Annotated in this window: 10 protein-coding genes; 9 read left to right on the top strand and 1 reads right to left on the bottom strand. The window is 62.7% G+C overall.

Annotated features, from left to right (window positions below; genetic code table 11):
- Nucleotides 1–8: 8 nt before the first annotated feature.
- Nucleotides 9–1,766, top strand: coding sequence for a thiamine pyrophosphate-binding protein (locus tag EKO19_RS02285; protein WP_129774783.1), 1,758 nt, complete (start codon nucleotides 9–11; stop codon nucleotides 1,764–1,766).
- A gap of 79 nt (nucleotides 1,767–1,845) precedes the next feature.
- Complete coding sequence (locus EKO19_RS02280; RefSeq protein WP_129774782.1) at nucleotides 1,846–3,519, top strand: carboxylesterase/lipase family protein; 1,674 nt, start codon at nucleotides 1,846–1,848, stop codon at nucleotides 3,517–3,519.
- Between the two features lie 108 nt (nucleotides 3,520–3,627).
- Here the strand turns inward: EKO19_RS02280 and EKO19_RS02275 are convergent, their stop codons facing one another.
- Nucleotides 3,628–4,938, bottom strand: coding sequence for an MFS transporter (locus EKO19_RS02275; RefSeq protein WP_129774781.1), 1,311 nt, complete (start codon nucleotides 4,936–4,938; stop codon nucleotides 3,628–3,630).
- Between the two features lie 101 nt (nucleotides 4,939–5,039).
- Here EKO19_RS02275 and EKO19_RS02270 point away from each other — a divergent pair, with 101 nt between their 5' ends.
- The 7 genes from EKO19_RS02270 to EKO19_RS02240 all read left to right on the top strand — a co-directional run bounded on the left by EKO19_RS02270 (nucleotide 5,040) and on the right by EKO19_RS02240 (nucleotide 16,024).
- Complete coding sequence (locus tag EKO19_RS02270; protein ID WP_129774780.1) at nucleotides 5,040–5,711, top strand: TetR family transcriptional regulator; 672 nt, start codon at nucleotides 5,040–5,042, stop codon at nucleotides 5,709–5,711.
- A 102-nt stretch (nucleotides 5,712–5,813) separates the two neighbouring features.
- Complete coding sequence (locus EKO19_RS02265) at nucleotides 5,814–7,688, top strand: bifunctional sugar phosphate isomerase/epimerase/4-hydroxyphenylpyruvate dioxygenase family protein (protein ID WP_129774779.1); 1,875 nt, start codon at nucleotides 5,814–5,816, stop codon at nucleotides 7,686–7,688.
- 37 nt (nucleotides 7,689–7,725) lie between these two features.
- The gene (locus tag EKO19_RS02260) at nucleotides 7,726–8,796 is read left to right on the top strand and encodes an alpha/beta hydrolase (RefSeq protein ID WP_129774778.1); all 1,071 of its coding nucleotides are present in this window, start codon (nucleotides 7,726–7,728) and stop codon (nucleotides 8,794–8,796) included.
- Nucleotides 8,793–9,692 carry a shikimate dehydrogenase gene (locus tag EKO19_RS02255; protein WP_129774777.1) on the top strand — a complete coding sequence of 300 codons (900 nt, stop codon included), beginning with the start codon at nucleotides 8,793–8,795 and terminating at the stop codon, nucleotides 9,690–9,692. Before EKO19_RS02260 ends, EKO19_RS02255 begins: the two co-directional genes overlap by 4 nt.
- 67 nt (nucleotides 9,693–9,759) lie before the next feature.
- Nucleotides 9,760–12,654, top strand: a complete 2,895-nt coding sequence (locus EKO19_RS02250) for a TonB-dependent receptor domain-containing protein (RefSeq protein WP_129774776.1) — start codon at nucleotides 9,760–9,762, stop codon at nucleotides 12,652–12,654.
- Nucleotides 12,655–12,677: 23 nt separating this feature from the next.
- Entirely contained in the window at nucleotides 12,678–13,742 is a 1,065-nt protein-coding gene (locus tag EKO19_RS02245; protein WP_217705086.1) for an SMP-30/gluconolactonase/LRE family protein, read from the top strand.
- A gap of 56 nt (nucleotides 13,743–13,798) precedes the next feature.
- Complete coding sequence (locus EKO19_RS02240; protein WP_157995082.1) at nucleotides 13,799–16,024, top strand: patatin-like phospholipase family protein; 2,226 nt, start codon at nucleotides 13,799–13,801, stop codon at nucleotides 16,022–16,024.

Below are 16,024 nucleotides of genomic sequence, written 5' to 3'. Positions count from 1 at the left end.
AGGTCCGTATGACACACACCGTAGCCCAGTTGCTGGTCGAATATCTCGAAGCGCGCGGCGTCGAGCACATCTTTGGCCTGTGCGGCCACACCAACATCGCGGTGCTCGCGGCACTGGAGAAAAGCTCGATTTGTTTCGTGAATACGCGCCATGAGCAGATCGCGGCTCATGCGGCCGATGGTTACGCGAGGGCGAGCCGGAAGACCGGCGTCGTGCTGAGTCATCTGGGCCCGGGTCTCACCAATGCGGCGACCGGTGTGGCAAACGCGGCGCTCGATTCGATTCCGATGGTGGTGATCGCGGGCGACGTGCCGAGTCATTACTACGGCAAGCATCCTCATCAAGAGGTGAACATGCATGCCGACGCGTCGCAGTTCGAGATCTATCGTCCGTTCGTGAAACGCGCGTGGCGTGTGGAGCGTCCGGATCTGCTGCCGGAGATTGTCGACAAGGCGTTTCATCTCGCCGAGAGCGGGCGGCCGGGGCCGGTGCTCATCTCCGTGCCCATGGACATCTTCTCCGCGGAAGCTCGTTCGACGTTGTTCGATCGGGTGAGTGTGAACGCGCCGGCGTATCAAAAGCCATCGATCGATGACGCTACCGCTCGCACTATCGTGAAGACGCTGCTGAGCGCCCGGCAACCCGTCATGTATGTCGGTGGCGGCATTCTGCTGGCGGATGCGGCGAAAGAGCTGCGGGATCTCGCCGATCATCTGGGCATTCCGGTCGCGCATTCATTGATGGGTAAGGGCGCGCTGCCCGACGATCATCCGCTGACGTTGGGCATGACGGGCTTCTGGGGCACGAAGTACATCAACGACAGCTGTCGCAACGCCGACTATGTGCTCGCACTCGGCACCCGCTTCTGCGAAGCCGACTGCAGCTCGTGGGAGGGTGAGTTCACGTTCAACATGCCACCGACCAGGCTGATTCACATCGATATCGACCCGGCGGAGCTTGGGCGCAACTATCCAGTCGAGATTGGCGTGATCGCCGATCTGAAACAGGCGCTCACCGTGCTGAATCGCGTCGCGCGTGAGCTGTTGCCGAACCCGCGACTCAACGAGCCGCTTCGACAGGAGATCGCCGCCTATCGCAAGCAGTTCAAGAGCAACAACGCCGCGGCGGAGGCGAGCTCACAGTTTCCAATGCGGCCTGAGCGCATTCTCGCTGACGTGCGGGCGGTGTTGCCGCGAGACGCGTTCATCACGACGGACGTGGGTTGGAACAAGAATGGCGTCGGTCAGCAGTTCCCGATTCTCGAGCCCGGCACGATTCTCACGCCCGGCGGTTATGCCACCATGGGCTTTGGCGCGCCGGCTGCGTTGGGTGCGAAGATCGCGCGGCCGGACCGAGTGGTGGTGTCTCTCGTCGGTGATGGCGGGTTCGGACAGAACCCAGCCGTGCTCGCAAGTGCCGTCGAGCAGAACGCGGCCGTCGTCTGGGTCGTGATGAACAATCTGGCGTTCGGCACCATCGCGGGTCTGGAGAAGGCGCACTTCGGTACGACGTTCGGCACGGTGTTCCGGCACAACGATCGGCCGTACTCGCCGGACTTCGCGGCTGTCGCCAAGGCTTATGGCGTGGACTCGGTGCGCATCGAGTCGGCGGATCAGTTCAAGCCGGCGCTGGAGCATGCGGTGAATTGTGGCAAGCCGTATCTGCTCGATGTGATCATGGAGAATGCGCCGGTGCCAACGGCGGGTCACTGGAACATCATGGACATTTACTCGCCGGGCCGGAAGGTGAGTCACGTTTCGACCTGAGCCGGCGACGAACAACCGACAACACGCCATGACCCTGGCGGTCGTGGCATCGTGGCTGATTGATTTTCGGGGGATGTAGATGCAGCACTCTTCGAGCCTGCGCGCGGCCGTGTTTCGCGCGCTCCTGGCAACGACCGCTTTGTGGATGAGCGGCACCCAGGCTCAGATCGTTGAGAGTCCGATTCCCGACGACCCGGTCGCGATCGACACTGGCAGCGTCAGCGGCAAGCTGCTTGCTTCGGGTGTGCGCGCCTACTTCGGAGTGCCATTCGCGGCGCCGCCAACCGGTGATCTGCGCTGGCGCGAGCCACAGCCGCGCGAGTCCTGGAAGGGCGTCTACAACGCAGACCGTTTCGCACCTGAGTGCATCCAGATCCTCCGCCCCCACAACATCAATCACTACTTCGGCGAGGAGGCGACCAGCGAAGACTGTTTGTATCTGAACATCTGGGCACCTGCTTCGCTGCCACAAGGTGTGAAGGCGCCCGTCATTCTGTGGTTGTACGGCGGCGGGCTGTCGATCGGTTCGGCCAGCATGCCCAACTACGGCGGTGAGAATCTGGCCAAGAAGGGTGTGATCTATATCACCGCTGGGTATCGCGTCGGTGCGTTCGGTTTCATGGCGCATCCAGAGCTGACCGCCACTTCGCCGCATCATGCCTCGGGTAATTATGGTCACCTCGATCAGGTCGCGGCCTTGCAGTGGATTCAGCGAAATATCGAACGCTTCGGTGGCGATCCGAAGCGGGTGACGGTGATGGGGCAGTCGGCCGGCGCCAGCTCGGCGTTCAGCTTGCAGGCCAGTCCGCTCGCGAAGGGGTTGTTCCAGCGCATCGTGGGCATGAGTGGCGGAGGTTTGCGGGCCGGCTCGGATCCCATCTCACAAAACGAGGCGGAGCAGTCCGGGCTCGAGCTGCAGCGAGCGCTCAAGGTCGGCTCGCTGACCGATCTGCGTAACGTGCCCGCCGATCGCATTCTAGCCGCGCAGGCGGAGTTTCAATTGGGTGGAACGGCCGGCACTGTGCGGTTCCGCCCAAACATCGACGCCCACTTCATGCCACGTACGCCGCGCGAGATCTTCGCCAGCGGCGAGCAGAACGATGTACCGCTGCTCATAGGCTTTACGCGCGACGAGAGTGGCAATGACCTGCGTACGGCGCGTTCCATCGATGAGTTCAACACGGCGGCGAAGAAATACTTCGGCGACAAGACCGATCAGTTCTTGAAGCTGTATCCGGTGCGTTCCGATGCGGAGGTGCCGAGCGCAGGCGCCACCGCCGTACGCGATGGCGGCATGGCCACATCGATGCGCAGCTGGGCACTCGGACAGGTCGCGAAAGGGAAGGCGGCGACTTACGTGTACATGTACAGCCATCCGCATTCCTACGAGCCGGGCGTGGTCATCGCGGATCTCAATCCGGCGACCGCCGGTGCGTATCACACCAGTGAAGTGCCGTTCTTCTTGCTGACGCAGGATGTTTACAACCGCATCCGCCGGACGCGTGCCTGGACGGACTACGATCGCGCCCTCGCCAACAAGATGTCGGATGCGCTGGTGGCATTCGCGAGCACGGGCGATCCAACGACCGGCGATGTGAAGCCGCCGAAGTTCACGGTGCGCACGCAAGAGTTCACTGAGTTCGGTGACGAAATCCGCGCGCGCCGCTTCGACGTGAAACGGATGGATTTCTTCTCGACCGTGAACATGCCTGGAGCCGTCGGAGCGGGCGCGCCACGGACGCCTCGCGATTGAGTCGGGTACAGGATGTACCCGCGCCGCCAAGGGCGGCGAGCGAGAGGCAAAAGTCACGCCTTTTGCCGGTTCGCACGCGCGGCGTGGCAGGATGCCCGATCCGAAGTTTCAATCAGCCATCTCGACGGGCTTCACCTCACCGACGATGAAGATGTACGAGAGCGCACCGATGATGGCGACGACCGCGATGTAGGCGAGAGCGAAGAAGAACGAGCCGGTGGCGCCCACGATCACGCCGATGACGATAGGCGTGACGATGCCGGCGAGGTTGGCGAACAGGTTGAAGACGCCGCCGGTCAGGCCGATCAGCCGCTTCGGGGCCACGTCGGTGATCAGTGTCCAGCCCAGGTTGACCATGCCCTGGCCGAAGAACGCCACTGACATGACGGCGATCACGACCTGGTCGCTGTCGACGAAGTTCGCGATCACGATGGTGGAGGCGAGCAGCAGGCCGGTGAGGATGGGCAGCTTGCGGCCCAGGGTCGCCGAGCCGGTGCGTCGGATGATCATGTCCGAGACCCAGCCGCCCACCAGCACGCCGACCGAAGCGGCGATGAACGGCATCACCGCATAAAAGCCGACCTTGAGCCAGCCCATGTTTCGCTCGGTGGCCAGGTAGGTCGGAAACCAGGTGAGAAAGAACACCAGCGTGGAGTTGCCGGCGAACTGGCCGATGGACGCGCCCAGCACCTGTCGGTGCCTGAGCAAGCCGAGAATATTGCTCCACGCGAACGGTGTGGCCGCGCCCCGATAACCCAGCCCGTCGCCGGCCTCGATGTAGTCCAGCTCGGCCTGGTTGACGGTGGGATGGTCCTGCGGGTCGCGATAGATTTTCAGCCAGGCGGCGGCGAACAACAGGCCCGCGACGCCGGCGATCCAGAACAGCGCCCGCCAGCCGAGCTCGGCCACGATCCAGAACAGCAGCGGGCTCAGGAAGGCCAAGCCAAAATACTGGCCCACCGAGTAGACTCCGGTGGCGCGGGCGCGCTCGTGTTGTGGAAACCATGTGCTTAGCACGCGGCTGTTGGTGGGATAACATGGCGCCTCGGCGACGCCCAATCCGAGGCGGAATGTGAGCAAGGAAACGAGGCCCGACGCCAGGCCCTGCAGCAGCGTGAACACCGACCAGATGCTGACCGACCAGAAATACGACAGCCGCGCACCGACCCGATCGACGAACGCGCCGCCGGGAATCTGAGCCGCGGCATAGGTCCAGGAAAAAGCCGAGAACACGATGCCCATCACCACTGCATCCAGCCCCAGTTCCCTGGTCATCGACGGGGCGGCGACGCCCAGCACGGCACGATCCAGATAATTGATCATGGTGCCGACAGTGATCAGCCCCAGCACGGTCAGTCGCGCGCGGCTGCGCATGACGCCCGTGTCCGCTTTCACCGCCACTGTCGCCGTGCTCTCCATCCCGTCCCCCGTCGATGCTTATTCGACCGGTGGTGTACCAACCGGTCCATTTTTTCACTATGTACCAGCTGGTACAGAGTGTCAATGAACGAGGTCCAGCCATGAGCAAGCCAACCAAGAAAAAAGCCGCCGCCGAGCAACTCGCCGTCGTGACCCGCGATCCGGAAGCCTCGGTGCAGGACATTCTCGCGGTAGCCACCGAGGAGTTCGCGATCAACGGTTTGAGCGGCGCGCGCGTCGATCAGATCGCCGAGCGCACGCGTACCTCGAAGCGGATGATTTATTACTACTTCAAGGGCAAGGAGGGCCTGTATCAGGCGGTGCTCGAAAAAGCCTACATGGATATCCGGGCGCTCGAGGAAAAGGCCAAGCTGCTCGACATGGAACCGCGCGCGGCCATGCGCAAGCTGATCGAGCTGACTTTCGATTACGATGAAACCCATCCGATGTTCATCAGCCTGGTGAGCGTGGAAAACATTCATCAGGCCAGGCATCTGACCAATCTCAGCTCCATCAAGGAACTGAATCAGAGCGTGATTCGCACCTTGACCAGCATTCTCGAGCGGGGCCGGAAGGAGGGCGTATTCCGCGCCGATCTGGATCCGGTCGACGTGCACTTGCTGATCAGCGCGTTCTGTTTCTTCCGCGTCTCGAACCGGCACACGTTCGGCGCCATCTTCGATCGCGATCTGTCCGATCCGAAGCTGCGCAAGCGGCACAAGAAAATCATCATCGAAGCCGTGGAGCGGCTGCTGGAAGTGCGCAAGAGCTGACCTGCCTCGGTGCGCCGGGTACGTCCGGGGATGGTGTACGGCGCTTTCGGCGCTTAGACTGTACGAACCGGTACGGACGCACGTGCCGAGGGAGCGCCGCCCATGTTCACGTCCATCGCCTCCGTCTCCATCAGCGGCCGACTCGATGCCAAGCTGCGCGCCATCGTCGAAGCGGGGTTCGACGGAGTCGAGCTGGTCGAGAACGATCTGCTCACCTACGACGGTACGGCGCGCGACGTCGGCCGGATGATCCGTGAGCTGGGGCTGACGTGTACCGCGTTCCAACGGGTCAACGATTTCGAAGGCATGTCGGGCGCCGCCCGGGCGCACAGCTTCAGTCTCATCGAACGCAAGCTCGATGCGATGGAGCAGGTCGGGACCGATCTGCTGATCGTCGGTAGCAATGGCTCCACGGCAACGTCCGGCGATCGTCAGCGAATCGTTGCCGACTTCCACGAGCTGGCGGAACGCGTGCATGCGCGCGGCATGCGCGTTGGTTACGAAGCGCTCGCGTGGGGGCGCTATATCTTCGATCACCGTGAAGCGTGGGCGGTCGTCAAGGAAGTGAGCCATCCGGCGCTCGGGCTGGTGCTCGGCAGCTTCCATTCGCTGGTCCGGAACATTCCCATCGACAGCCTGCCGGACATCGACCCGGCCAGGATCTTCCTGGTGCATCTGGCCGACGCGCCGGTCATCCAGATGGATTTCCGTTCGTGGAGTCGTCACTTTCGTTACTTGCCGGGACAGGGCGAGCTGGATCTCGAAGCGTATGTCGCGGCGTTGCGCGCTCGCGGTTACAACGGCATCTGGTCGCTCGAGGTGTTCAACGATCGGTACCGGGCGAGCGCGGCTTCGACGACGGCGGTGGATGGCATGCGGTCGTTGCGATATATCGAAGATCAGGTCGCTCGACGCCTATTGCTCGCGAAGGGATCGGGACGACCGCCGCGCGTGCAGTGTCACGGGATCGAATTCGTCGAGTTCGCCGCCAACGACAACGAGGTCGAGCCGCTCGGGCAAATGTTCGAGACCCTGGGTTTCACGCTCACCGGGCGGCATCGTTCCAAGCGAGTCACGCGCTGGAGTCAGAATGGCATCAATCTGCTGATCAACAACGAACCCGCCAGCTTCGCACGCGCGTATGCCGACATGCACGGGGCGTCGGTGTGCGCGATGGGGGTGCGGGTCGAGAATGTCCAGGCGGCGATGGAGCGCGCGCAGGCGCTGCAGATCAGCAGCTTTTCTCAACCAGTGGGCGCGGGCGAGTTACAGATTCCCGCGGCCCGGGGTGTCGGTGAGAGTCTGCTCTATTTCATTCGCGACGGCGAAGAGCAGCACGTCTGGAAGAATGATTTCCTCGCGGTGAGCGATCCTGCCGCCGGCGCGCGTGGTGTCGACTTGACGCGCATCGACTACGTGACTCAGACGATGGAGTACGAGGCCATGCTGTCGTGGCTGCTGTACTACCTCTCTTTGTTCGCCGTATCGAAGACCGCGCAGGTCGAGATAGACGATCCGTTCGGCCTGGTTTACAGCCAGGCGGTGGAGTCGTCGGATCGAACCTTCCGTATCGTGCTGAACAGCTCCTCGACGCCCCAGACATTGTCGTCGCGTTTCCTGCATGGATTCATGGGGGCGGGCGTTCAGCACCTGGCGTTACAGACGAACGATATCTTCAAAACCGCGCTGTTGCTGAAGGAATACGGCGCGCAGACGCTGCCGATCCCGGCCAACTATTACGAAGATCTGCAGGCACGTTACGACCTGGATGGCGCGCTCATCGAACGGCTCGCCGCCAACGACATCCTGTACGAGCGCGACGGGCGGGGCGAGTATTTCCAGCTGTTCACGCGAGCGTTCGCCAAACGTTTTTTCTTCGAGATCGTGCAGCGACGCGATTACCAATCCTACGGCGCGAGCAACGCCGCCATTCGCATCGCCGCGCAGTCGCGCTATCGCGCCGATTCTCAGAATTAGCCTCGACGCTTGACCGCCGGCTCGTGGTCGAGGCAGTATGTACGAACTAGTACAGAACATAGCCAATGGCGGCGAGAGCACAGTGACTTCCAGGGGCAAGGTCGAATTCGGGGCTTGGTTGGGGGCGGTGACCGTGGCGCTGCATTTCGCGGCACCGGCGGCCCGGGCCGATGTGACTGCGGAAACGGCCGCGGCGCCCGTGCTCGAAGATCGCTATCCGAGAGCCAAGGTTTCATTCGGATCGGACGTCGAAAGTCATCCCGATGTGATTTACAGCACGCAGCCGGGCTTCCGGCCGTTGCGACTGGATATTTATCGACAGGTCGCGCCCAAGGGCCCGCGTCCGCTGGTTGTTTATATCCATGGTGGCGGCTGGATCAGTGGTCACACTCGCCATTCCGGCGCGTTCGCGAACTGGCCGGCCGTTCTCGCGTCGCTGGCTCGCAAGGGTTACGTGGTCGTGTCGGTGGAGTATCGCCTCAGCAGCGAAGCGAAATTTCCGGCGGCGATTCAGGACGTGAAGAACGCGATCAAGTGGCTGCGGGCCAACGCGGCGAAATATTCCGTCGATCCGCAGAAAACGGTGGTTTGGGGCGGCTCGGCCGGCGGCCAGTTGGCAGCGCTCGCCGCGACGACTTGCGGTGTCGAAGCGTTGGAGCCGGAGACGGGCGACAAGAGCGTCGCGAGCCAATCCGATTGCGTGCAGGGTTTGGTCGCCTGGTACGGCGTGTTCGATTTCAACGCCATCCCGCCGCCACCACCCGGCGTCGACGATGCGGTATCAGCAGCCGGTAAGTATTTGGGCTGTGCGCCGGCGCAGTGCGCGGACAAGGTCGCGCTTGCCAGCCCGATCTCACACATCGATGCCAAGGATCCGCCGACGCTGCTGATCCATGGCGAGATGGACAAAGTCGTGGCCGTCGGCCAGTCACGTTCCTTCGACGCGGCGCTGCGTGCGAAAGGAGTTGCGTCGGAGCTGGTGGTGATTCCGGCGGTCGATCACAGTTTCATCGGCGGCTCGCCCGAGGCGACCCGTCAGGCGAGTCTGCAAGCGCTGGCCAAAACCTTTGAGTTCATCGATGCGGTGCTCGGAGGCCAACGCAAGTGAGCTCCGCCGTTTCCACCGAAACCAGTCGTCGCGTGCTGGCCGGGTTGATCGGCTCGGCGATTCAGCAGTCGCTGACACCGGCACTGCACATGGAAGAGGGCGCGGCACAGGGCCTGGACTATCGCTACGAGTTGCTCGATCTCGACCGCATCAACGGCGGCGTGGCGGCGTTGCCGTCACTGCTGGCGTCAGCGCAGGAGCGTGGCCTTGCCGGACTGAACATCACGCATCCTTGCAAACAGATCATTCTGCCGATGCTGGATTCATTGAGCGACGATGCGAGGGCGCTCGGTGCCGTGAATACCGTGGTGTTCTCCGAAGGACGCCGGATCGGGCACAACACCGATTGGTGGGGCTTCGCGGAGAGTTTCAAGCTCGGCTTGCAAGGTGCCGCTCTCGAGCGCGTCGTGCAGCTTGGCGCGGGTGGCGCGGGAGCCGCGGTTGCCTATGCGATGTTGAAGCTCGGCGCGCAACGCTTGGACATCTACGACATCGACACCGCGAAGATGCGGGCGCTGGTCGCATCGCTGAGCGAATTGTTTCCTGCTCGGCAGATTGCAGCTGTCACGGACTTGCGAGTTGCAATGGCCGCCGCCGACGGACTCGTGCATGCCACGACGACCGGCATGGCGAAGAATCCGGGACTGCCGTTGCCGGCCGAGTTGCTGCGCGCCTCGCAGTGGGTCGTCGAGATCATCTATTTCCCGCTGCAGACGCAGTTATTGAAGACCGCGCGCAGCAGCGGCTGTCGCACGCTCGATGGCGGTGGCATGGCCATCTATCAAGCCGTCGGTGCGTTCCGCCTGTTCACGGGCATTGCGCCGGATGCGCAGCGCATGGCCCAGCACTTCGATTCCCTGGCACGCCGGCCGGCCGCGCTGGCTGCTGCGGAATGAGAGAGGTCGCGATTACCTGAGCAAAGTTTCGACATCGACAAGAACGTTGTGTTTGGGGGGATGAACAATGAAACAGACAAGATGGCCCGTCGTTCGTCATTTCGTGGCGGGTTTGACGGCAACGACGGTTGTGACCACAGCCATGGCCCAGGATCAGGCGGCGACGGGACTCGAAGAAGTCGTAGTCACCGGCTCGCTGATCTCCGATCCGAATCACGTCGCACCGAGTCCCATCGTCATCGCCGATGCCGAGGCGTTGAAACAGACCGGTGCGGTTACTCTCGAAGCGGCGCTCAATCAGCTGCCGCAGTTCTCGCCGGCAGGTACCGCTGGTAACGGCGGGCAAGGCACGGGCGGTCACGCGACTGTGAACCTGCGCGGCCTGGGCTCAAACCGCAACCTCGTGCTGCTGGATGGTCGTCGTCTGCCGCTCGCGGATATCTCGGGCAACGTCGATATCAATCTCATTCCCGATGCCATCCTGTCGAGCGTGCAGACCATCACCGGCGGCGCGTCGGCGGTGTACGGTTCGGACGCGATGTCGGGCGTGGTCAACTTCATCACGCTGCCTCATTTCGAAGGCATTCGCACCGACGTGCAGTATGGCAACTCGGAGCGCGGCGACTATGAGCAGATCACATCGTCGGCCGCCTTCGGAACGTCCTTCGCGGACAGTCGCGGTCAGGCGCTGCTATCCATCGGCTACTCGACGCGCGAGGGTTTGATGGGCGACAAACGCGACTTCTTCGATCTGGTGACGCCATCGTCCTTCATCGGTCAGGGCACGTTCGTGCCTTCGGCGACCAATCTGCCGACGCAGGCTGCCGTCAACAGTTTGTTTACAAGCTATGGCGTGACGGGAACGGTCGGCAATACGCTCAATCTCGGCTTCAACGACGATGGCACGCTGTTCGCGCAGACCGGCGCGAGAAACTATCGAGGTCCCACGGACGGTGCATACCGGATCATCGGCGGCAATGTTCGCATGCCGGTGGGCCCGCAGGGCGTGATCCAGAATCCGCTGGACCGCACTTCCATCTATACCAAGTTCGACTATGACTTCAGCGACACCCTGACGTTGTACGGTCAGTTCATGCATGTCGATTCCGAAGTGACCACCAGCAGCGGTGGCAGTCTTACGCAGTTCGGCACGCTGACGAGCATTCCGGTCACGAACCCGTTCATTCCGGCGGATCTGCGCACGCTGCTCGCATCTCGCCCGGATCCGAACGCGCGCTTCACTTGGAACGGCCGCTACGTTGGCCTGCCGGCCAAGTCGTGGGATGAGCACTACGACACCTCGCAATACCTGGTTGGCTTGAAGGGTTCGCTGCCGTTCGAGAGCTGGACGTGGGATCTGTATGGCTCGTACGACGACACCAATCATTTGCAGTCCAACTACAACGCCGTGCTCAAGAGTCAGGTGCAGAACCTGCTGAACGCGCCGGATGGCGGCAACTCGCTGTGCGCGGGCGGCTTCAATCCGTTCGGCCGGGCGAACAGCAGCAACATTTCGGCTCAGTGCCGCGCCTACATGACGACGACGGCGAAAAGCACCGAAGTGCTGACACAGACGAACTTCCAGGGGGTCGTGCAAGGCGACCTCTTCAGCTTGCCGGCGGGCGAAGTGAAGATGGCGTTGCTGGCGTCCCATCGCAAGAACACGTATCGATACAGCCCGGACTCGCAGCTGGCGTCGCAGAACATCGAAGCTGTCATTGCTTCGCTGCCGTCGCAAGGCAAGTACGACGTGACCGAGTACGCGGCGCAGATCGACGTGCCGATCCTGAGCGGCCTGCCGTTGATCGATCGCTTGAACGTGGGCGCGGCGTTCCGTCGTTCCGATTATTCGACCAGCGGCAGCGTCGACAGCTACGAGGGCGATATCAAATGGACGCCGTCGCCGGGCCTGTTGATTCGCGGTGGCTATCAGCGCGCCGTGCGTGCTCCGAACATCGGTGAGTTGTTCGCTGCCGACAGCGGTTCGCAGATCGCATTCGGCACGCCGCCGGCATCTGTCGGCGACCCTTGCGACATCCGCTCTTCCGCTCGTACCGGCGCGGGCGGTGCAAGTGTGAGAGCGCTGTGTCTTGCGCAGGGAATCCCGACGGCCGTGATCGACAACTACACGTTCCCCACCACCGCGACCGCGGGCCTGACTCGAGGTAATCGCGACCTGGATCCGGAGACCGCCGATACATACAACATCGGCTTCTCCTGGCAACCGAACTCCGAGTCGCCATGGGTGAGCGGCATCACGCTGTCGGTCGACTACTACGACATCAGCATCAAGGACGTGATCTCCATCGTTCCGGGCCTCACGGCGCTCAGCAAGTGCTACAACCTGGATGGTTCCAACCCCGGCTACGATCCCAACAATTCGTTCTGCGCCCTGTTGGCTCGCGATGCGAACGGTCTGTTGCAAGTGATCCGTACGCCGTATCTGAATCTCGGCGGTCTCGAGACCAGCGGCATCGACGTGCAGTTCGCGTGGAGCGCCGACTTGAACGACTTGGGCTTCGGTGCGGGCCGCGTGTTCTTCTCTACGGGCGTGGGTTACTCCAAGAACTTCTCCATCCAGACATTGCCGAACACGCCTTTCCAGGAATACGGCGGCACGAACACGGTCGGCGCGTCGTATCCCGAATACAAAGCGTTGACCAGCGTCGGTTACGGCATCGGCGGCGCTTCGGTATCGGTGCGTTGGCGATATCAAGCTTCCATGGACGACGTGACGGCGGTGACCACGCCCGCGAATCCTGGCATCGGTGTGGGTGCCTACAACCTGTACGACCTGGTCGGCTCGTACGAAATCAACGACCGGTGGCAGATCCGCATGGGTATCACCAACCTGACGGATGAGGACTCGGTGTTCGTGTCCAGCTCACAGAACAGCACGGACACTAGCGTGTTCGACGCGGTCGGCCGCTCCTACTATCTGGGGCTGCGGTTCTCGCTGTAACCGTGAGACGGAGGCTTGTTTGGTTGACCCTGTCGCTCGCTGTGGGCGCAATACAGCCCGCAGCGAGCGACGCCCCTTCGGCCCCGTGCGCTCCAACCAATCATCTGCGATTCATTTGCGGTGCCGAGCGACCGGAGGATGTCGCTCGCATCCCCGGCACGCGCTGGCTGGTCTTCAGCGGCTTCAGCAATGGAGCCGGGCTGAAGCTGGTGGACAGCTCGGCGCACTCGATGCGGTGGTGGTATTCGGGAACGCCGGATCAGATTCGCCCTGACACGCAATCTTTCCCACGCTGCGCGTCACCGCCTTCCGCTGAGATGTTCAACGCGCAGGGTATCAGCCTGCGCACGATGGCACCCTCGCTCCATCGCCTTTACGTCGCCAATCACGGTGGGCGCGAGAGCATCGAGGTGTTTTCTATCGATGCGCGAGGCGACGAGCCGAAGCTGTCATGGATTGGTTGCGTGCCGTTGCCGGACGGCATTGCCGCCAACAGTGTCGCGACCTTCTCGGACGGCACCATTCTCGCGAGCGTGCTGACCCATCCCGGCACATCCATCACCGACTTCGTGCTCGGCAAGACCACCGGCGGCGTGTACGAATGGCGACCCGGCGCTGAGAGTTTCAACTTGCTCAAAGGCACCGAGCTGCCGGGAAACAACGGCATCGAGACCTCGCCCGACGACCGGGAGTTCTATGTCGTTGCGTTCGGCTGGCGCTCGGTCGTCGTGTTCTCACGGGCCGACTCATCGAAGCCGGCCCGTCGCGCGGTCGCCCCGGGATTCATGCCCGACAACATTCATTGGCATGAGGGCCGCTTGCTGCTCGCGGGCATGCAGATGGACGAGCCGGCCTGCGGCGGACTTCGCAAGATCGTGGATGGTAAGGCGGATGGCATGTTGTGCCATCGGGGCTACGGCGTGGCCCAGTTCGATCCCGGCACCCTGCAATTCAAACTCATCGCCTACGACGGCCCCGATCCGGCATTCAATGGCGTCTCGGCGGCGCTGCTGGTCGACAACGATCTGTGGTTGGCCTCGTACCAGTCCGACCGGATCGCGGTCCGCAAGCTGGATTACCGGCCGTGACAGTCCGCTGAGTTTCCAGCAGACTCCGGCCCCAAATGAGGGCTGAGAGGCTGACCATGAAGGGCACGCATTGGCTGCACGCGGCGCGCGGTCTTCTATTGTTGCTGGCGACTTGTCTGAGCCCGTCGACGCACGCGGAGGGCGAGCGCATCGGGCTGGTGCTCGGCGGCGGCGGGGCGCGAGGCGCAGCTCACATCGGCGTGTTGAAAGTGCTGGAGCGCGAGCGCATTCCGATCCACGCCATCACCGGTACCAGCGTCGGGTCCATCGTCGGCGGTTTGTATGCCGCCGGTTATTCCCCCGACGAGATCGAGCGCGCCATCGGCTCCATCGACTGGATCGACATCTTCCACGACGACACCGCGCGTCGCGAACGGCCGATGCGCCAGAAGGAAACCGACATTGGCATCGTGGCCAATCTCGAGGTCGGTCTGGATAACGGCAGCCTGAGATTTCCCACCACGCTGGTGCGCGGACAGAAGCTCGGACTGTGGCTGCGTCGGATGTTTCTAGGCCGCGGCAAGGTCGAAAGTTTCGACGATCTGCCGATTCCGTTTCGCTGTGTCGCCACCGACATCGGTCAGGTGAAGCCGGTCGTGTTTCAGTCCGGTGACCTGGCGTTGGCGGTGCGTGCGAGCATGGCGGTGCCGGGCGCGTTTGCACCGGTGAAGCATGAGGGCCGCGTGCTCGTGGACGGCGGCATCGTCAATAACATTCCCATCGATGTCGCTCGTGAGATGGGCGTCGACCGCGTGATCGTCGTCGACGTGGGACAGCCGCTCGCGCCGGCGGAGTCCGTGCAGAGTGGCGTGCAAGTGCTGGTGCAGATGGTCAGCGGCATGATGCGCGATCGCAGTCAGCAGAGTCTGAGCAAGATGAGCAGCCGCGACGTGCTGATCCGTCCGGATCTGGGGTTGCTCACCAGCGCCAGTTTTCAGCAGGCGATCGAAGGCGTCGATGCGGGCGAAAGAGGGGCGCTGGCGGCGGTCGAGCAATTGCGTGAGCTGTCCGTCTCCGAAGCGGAGTATCAAGCCTGGCAGAACAGGCAGCGTGAGCCTTATTCGCCGCCCAGGATGGTGGATTTCGTCGAAGTGGATACGTCGCACAGCGGGACGGCGGAGTTCGTCCATGATCGGCTCAGCACCAAATCGCACCACCCGCTGGACCTGAAGAAGCTGGAGGACGATATCACCGGCACCTTCGGTCGCGGCACTTACGAGTCCATCGCGTATCACTTGGAGACCGATGCGCAAGGCCGGGAGGGGCTGCGAGTCGTGCCGGTGGACGCGGCTCTCGGGCGCACCTTGTTTCGCGGCGGTCTGCAGATCGACGACGACTTCGCCGGCAACAGCGACTATCAGTTGAACGTGGAAGGCCGGGTCACGAGCCTGACCGAGAAGGGCGGCGAGTGGCGTACGTTGGTCGGCCTGGGGCGAGTGCTGTCGCTCGCGACCGATCTGTATCTGCCGTTCGCCGAGCGCGGCAACTGGTTCGTCTCGCCCTCGCTCGAGTACAGCGCGCTCAATCAGCCGCTGGTGGTCGAGAACGTGACGGCCGCTGAATACCGGCTCACGACCTATGGCGGCGCTTTCAAAATCGGGCGCGACATCGGCGACCGGTTGCAGCTGTCTACCTCGCTGGTTCGCAGCCGGGCGCGAGCCGATTTGAAAGTGGGCTTGCCCGAATTCGGCGAGCTCAACTCCGAGGATGTGGGCGGCGTGGAGTTCGGCGTTCTTTGGGACAGCCTGGACAACGTGCGTTTCCCTCGTCACGGCATGCGCACCGAGATCGCGTACACGATGTTCGACACTTCGCTGGGCTCCGATCAGGATGGCGACCTGCTGCGTGCCTCATTCGACAAGGCTTTCAGCTTCGGTCGGAACACGGTGATGCTCGGCGGCCGTGCGTCGTTGTCGAAGGATGAGACCGGCGCCTTGCAGACGCTGTCCACCTTGGGCGGACTGACGTTTCTTTCGGGGCTGAGCGAGCGCGAGCTGATCGGCACGCAGATGCTGTTCTTCCGCGGCATCTACTATCGACGTCTCACCCGGCAGAGCTTGCTGTTCGATTTGCCTGTGTATCTGGCGGGCAGTCTGGAGGCGGGCAACGCCTGGCTCGACAAGAACGACGTGTCGACCGGCGATCTGATCAAGGCGGGCAGCATCTTCCTCGGGCTGGATTTGCCGATCGGTCCGCTGCAGCTGGGGTACGGTCGTACCTTCGACGGGCGCGACGCGGTCTATCTCAGCTTTGGCTCGCTGGTCCTGCCCAACTACCGATAA

Origin of the sequence: Peristeroidobacter soli, assembly GCF_004138485.1 — a bacterium.
GTDB lineage: Bacteria > Pseudomonadota > Gammaproteobacteria > Steroidobacterales > Steroidobacteraceae > Steroidobacter > Steroidobacter soli.
Note: the sequence above shows the minus strand (reverse complement) of the source record. Positions and strands in the feature narration are given on the sequence as shown.

Bases quoted from the DNA above. Each gene is read 5' to 3' on its own strand.
- EKO19_RS02285 (WP_129774783.1), top strand. From the start codon at position 9: ATGACACACACCGTAGCCCAGTTGCTGGTCGAATATCTCGAAGCGCGC.
- EKO19_RS02270 (WP_129774780.1), top strand. From the start codon at position 5,040: ATGAGCAAGCCAACCAAGAAAAAAGCCGCCGCCGAGCAACTCGCCGTC.
- EKO19_RS02250 (WP_129774776.1), top strand. From the start codon at position 9,760: ATGAAACAGACAAGATGGCCCGTCGTTCGTCATTTCGTGGCGGGTTTG.
- EKO19_RS02265 (WP_129774779.1), top strand. From the start codon at position 5,814: ATGTTCACGTCCATCGCCTCCGTCTCCATCAGCGGCCGACTCGATGCC.
- EKO19_RS02275 (WP_129774781.1), bottom strand. From the start codon at position 4,938: ATGGAGAGCACGGCGACAGTGGCGGTGAAAGCGGACACGGGCGTCATG.
- EKO19_RS02280 (WP_129774782.1), top strand. From the start codon at position 1,846: ATGCAGCACTCTTCGAGCCTGCGCGCGGCCGTGTTTCGCGCGCTCCTG.
- EKO19_RS02240 (WP_157995082.1), top strand. From the start codon at position 13,799: ATGAAGGGCACGCATTGGCTGCACGCGGCGCGCGGTCTTCTATTGTTG.
- EKO19_RS02260 (WP_129774778.1), top strand. From the start codon at position 7,726: ATGTACGAACTAGTACAGAACATAGCCAATGGCGGCGAGAGCACAGTG.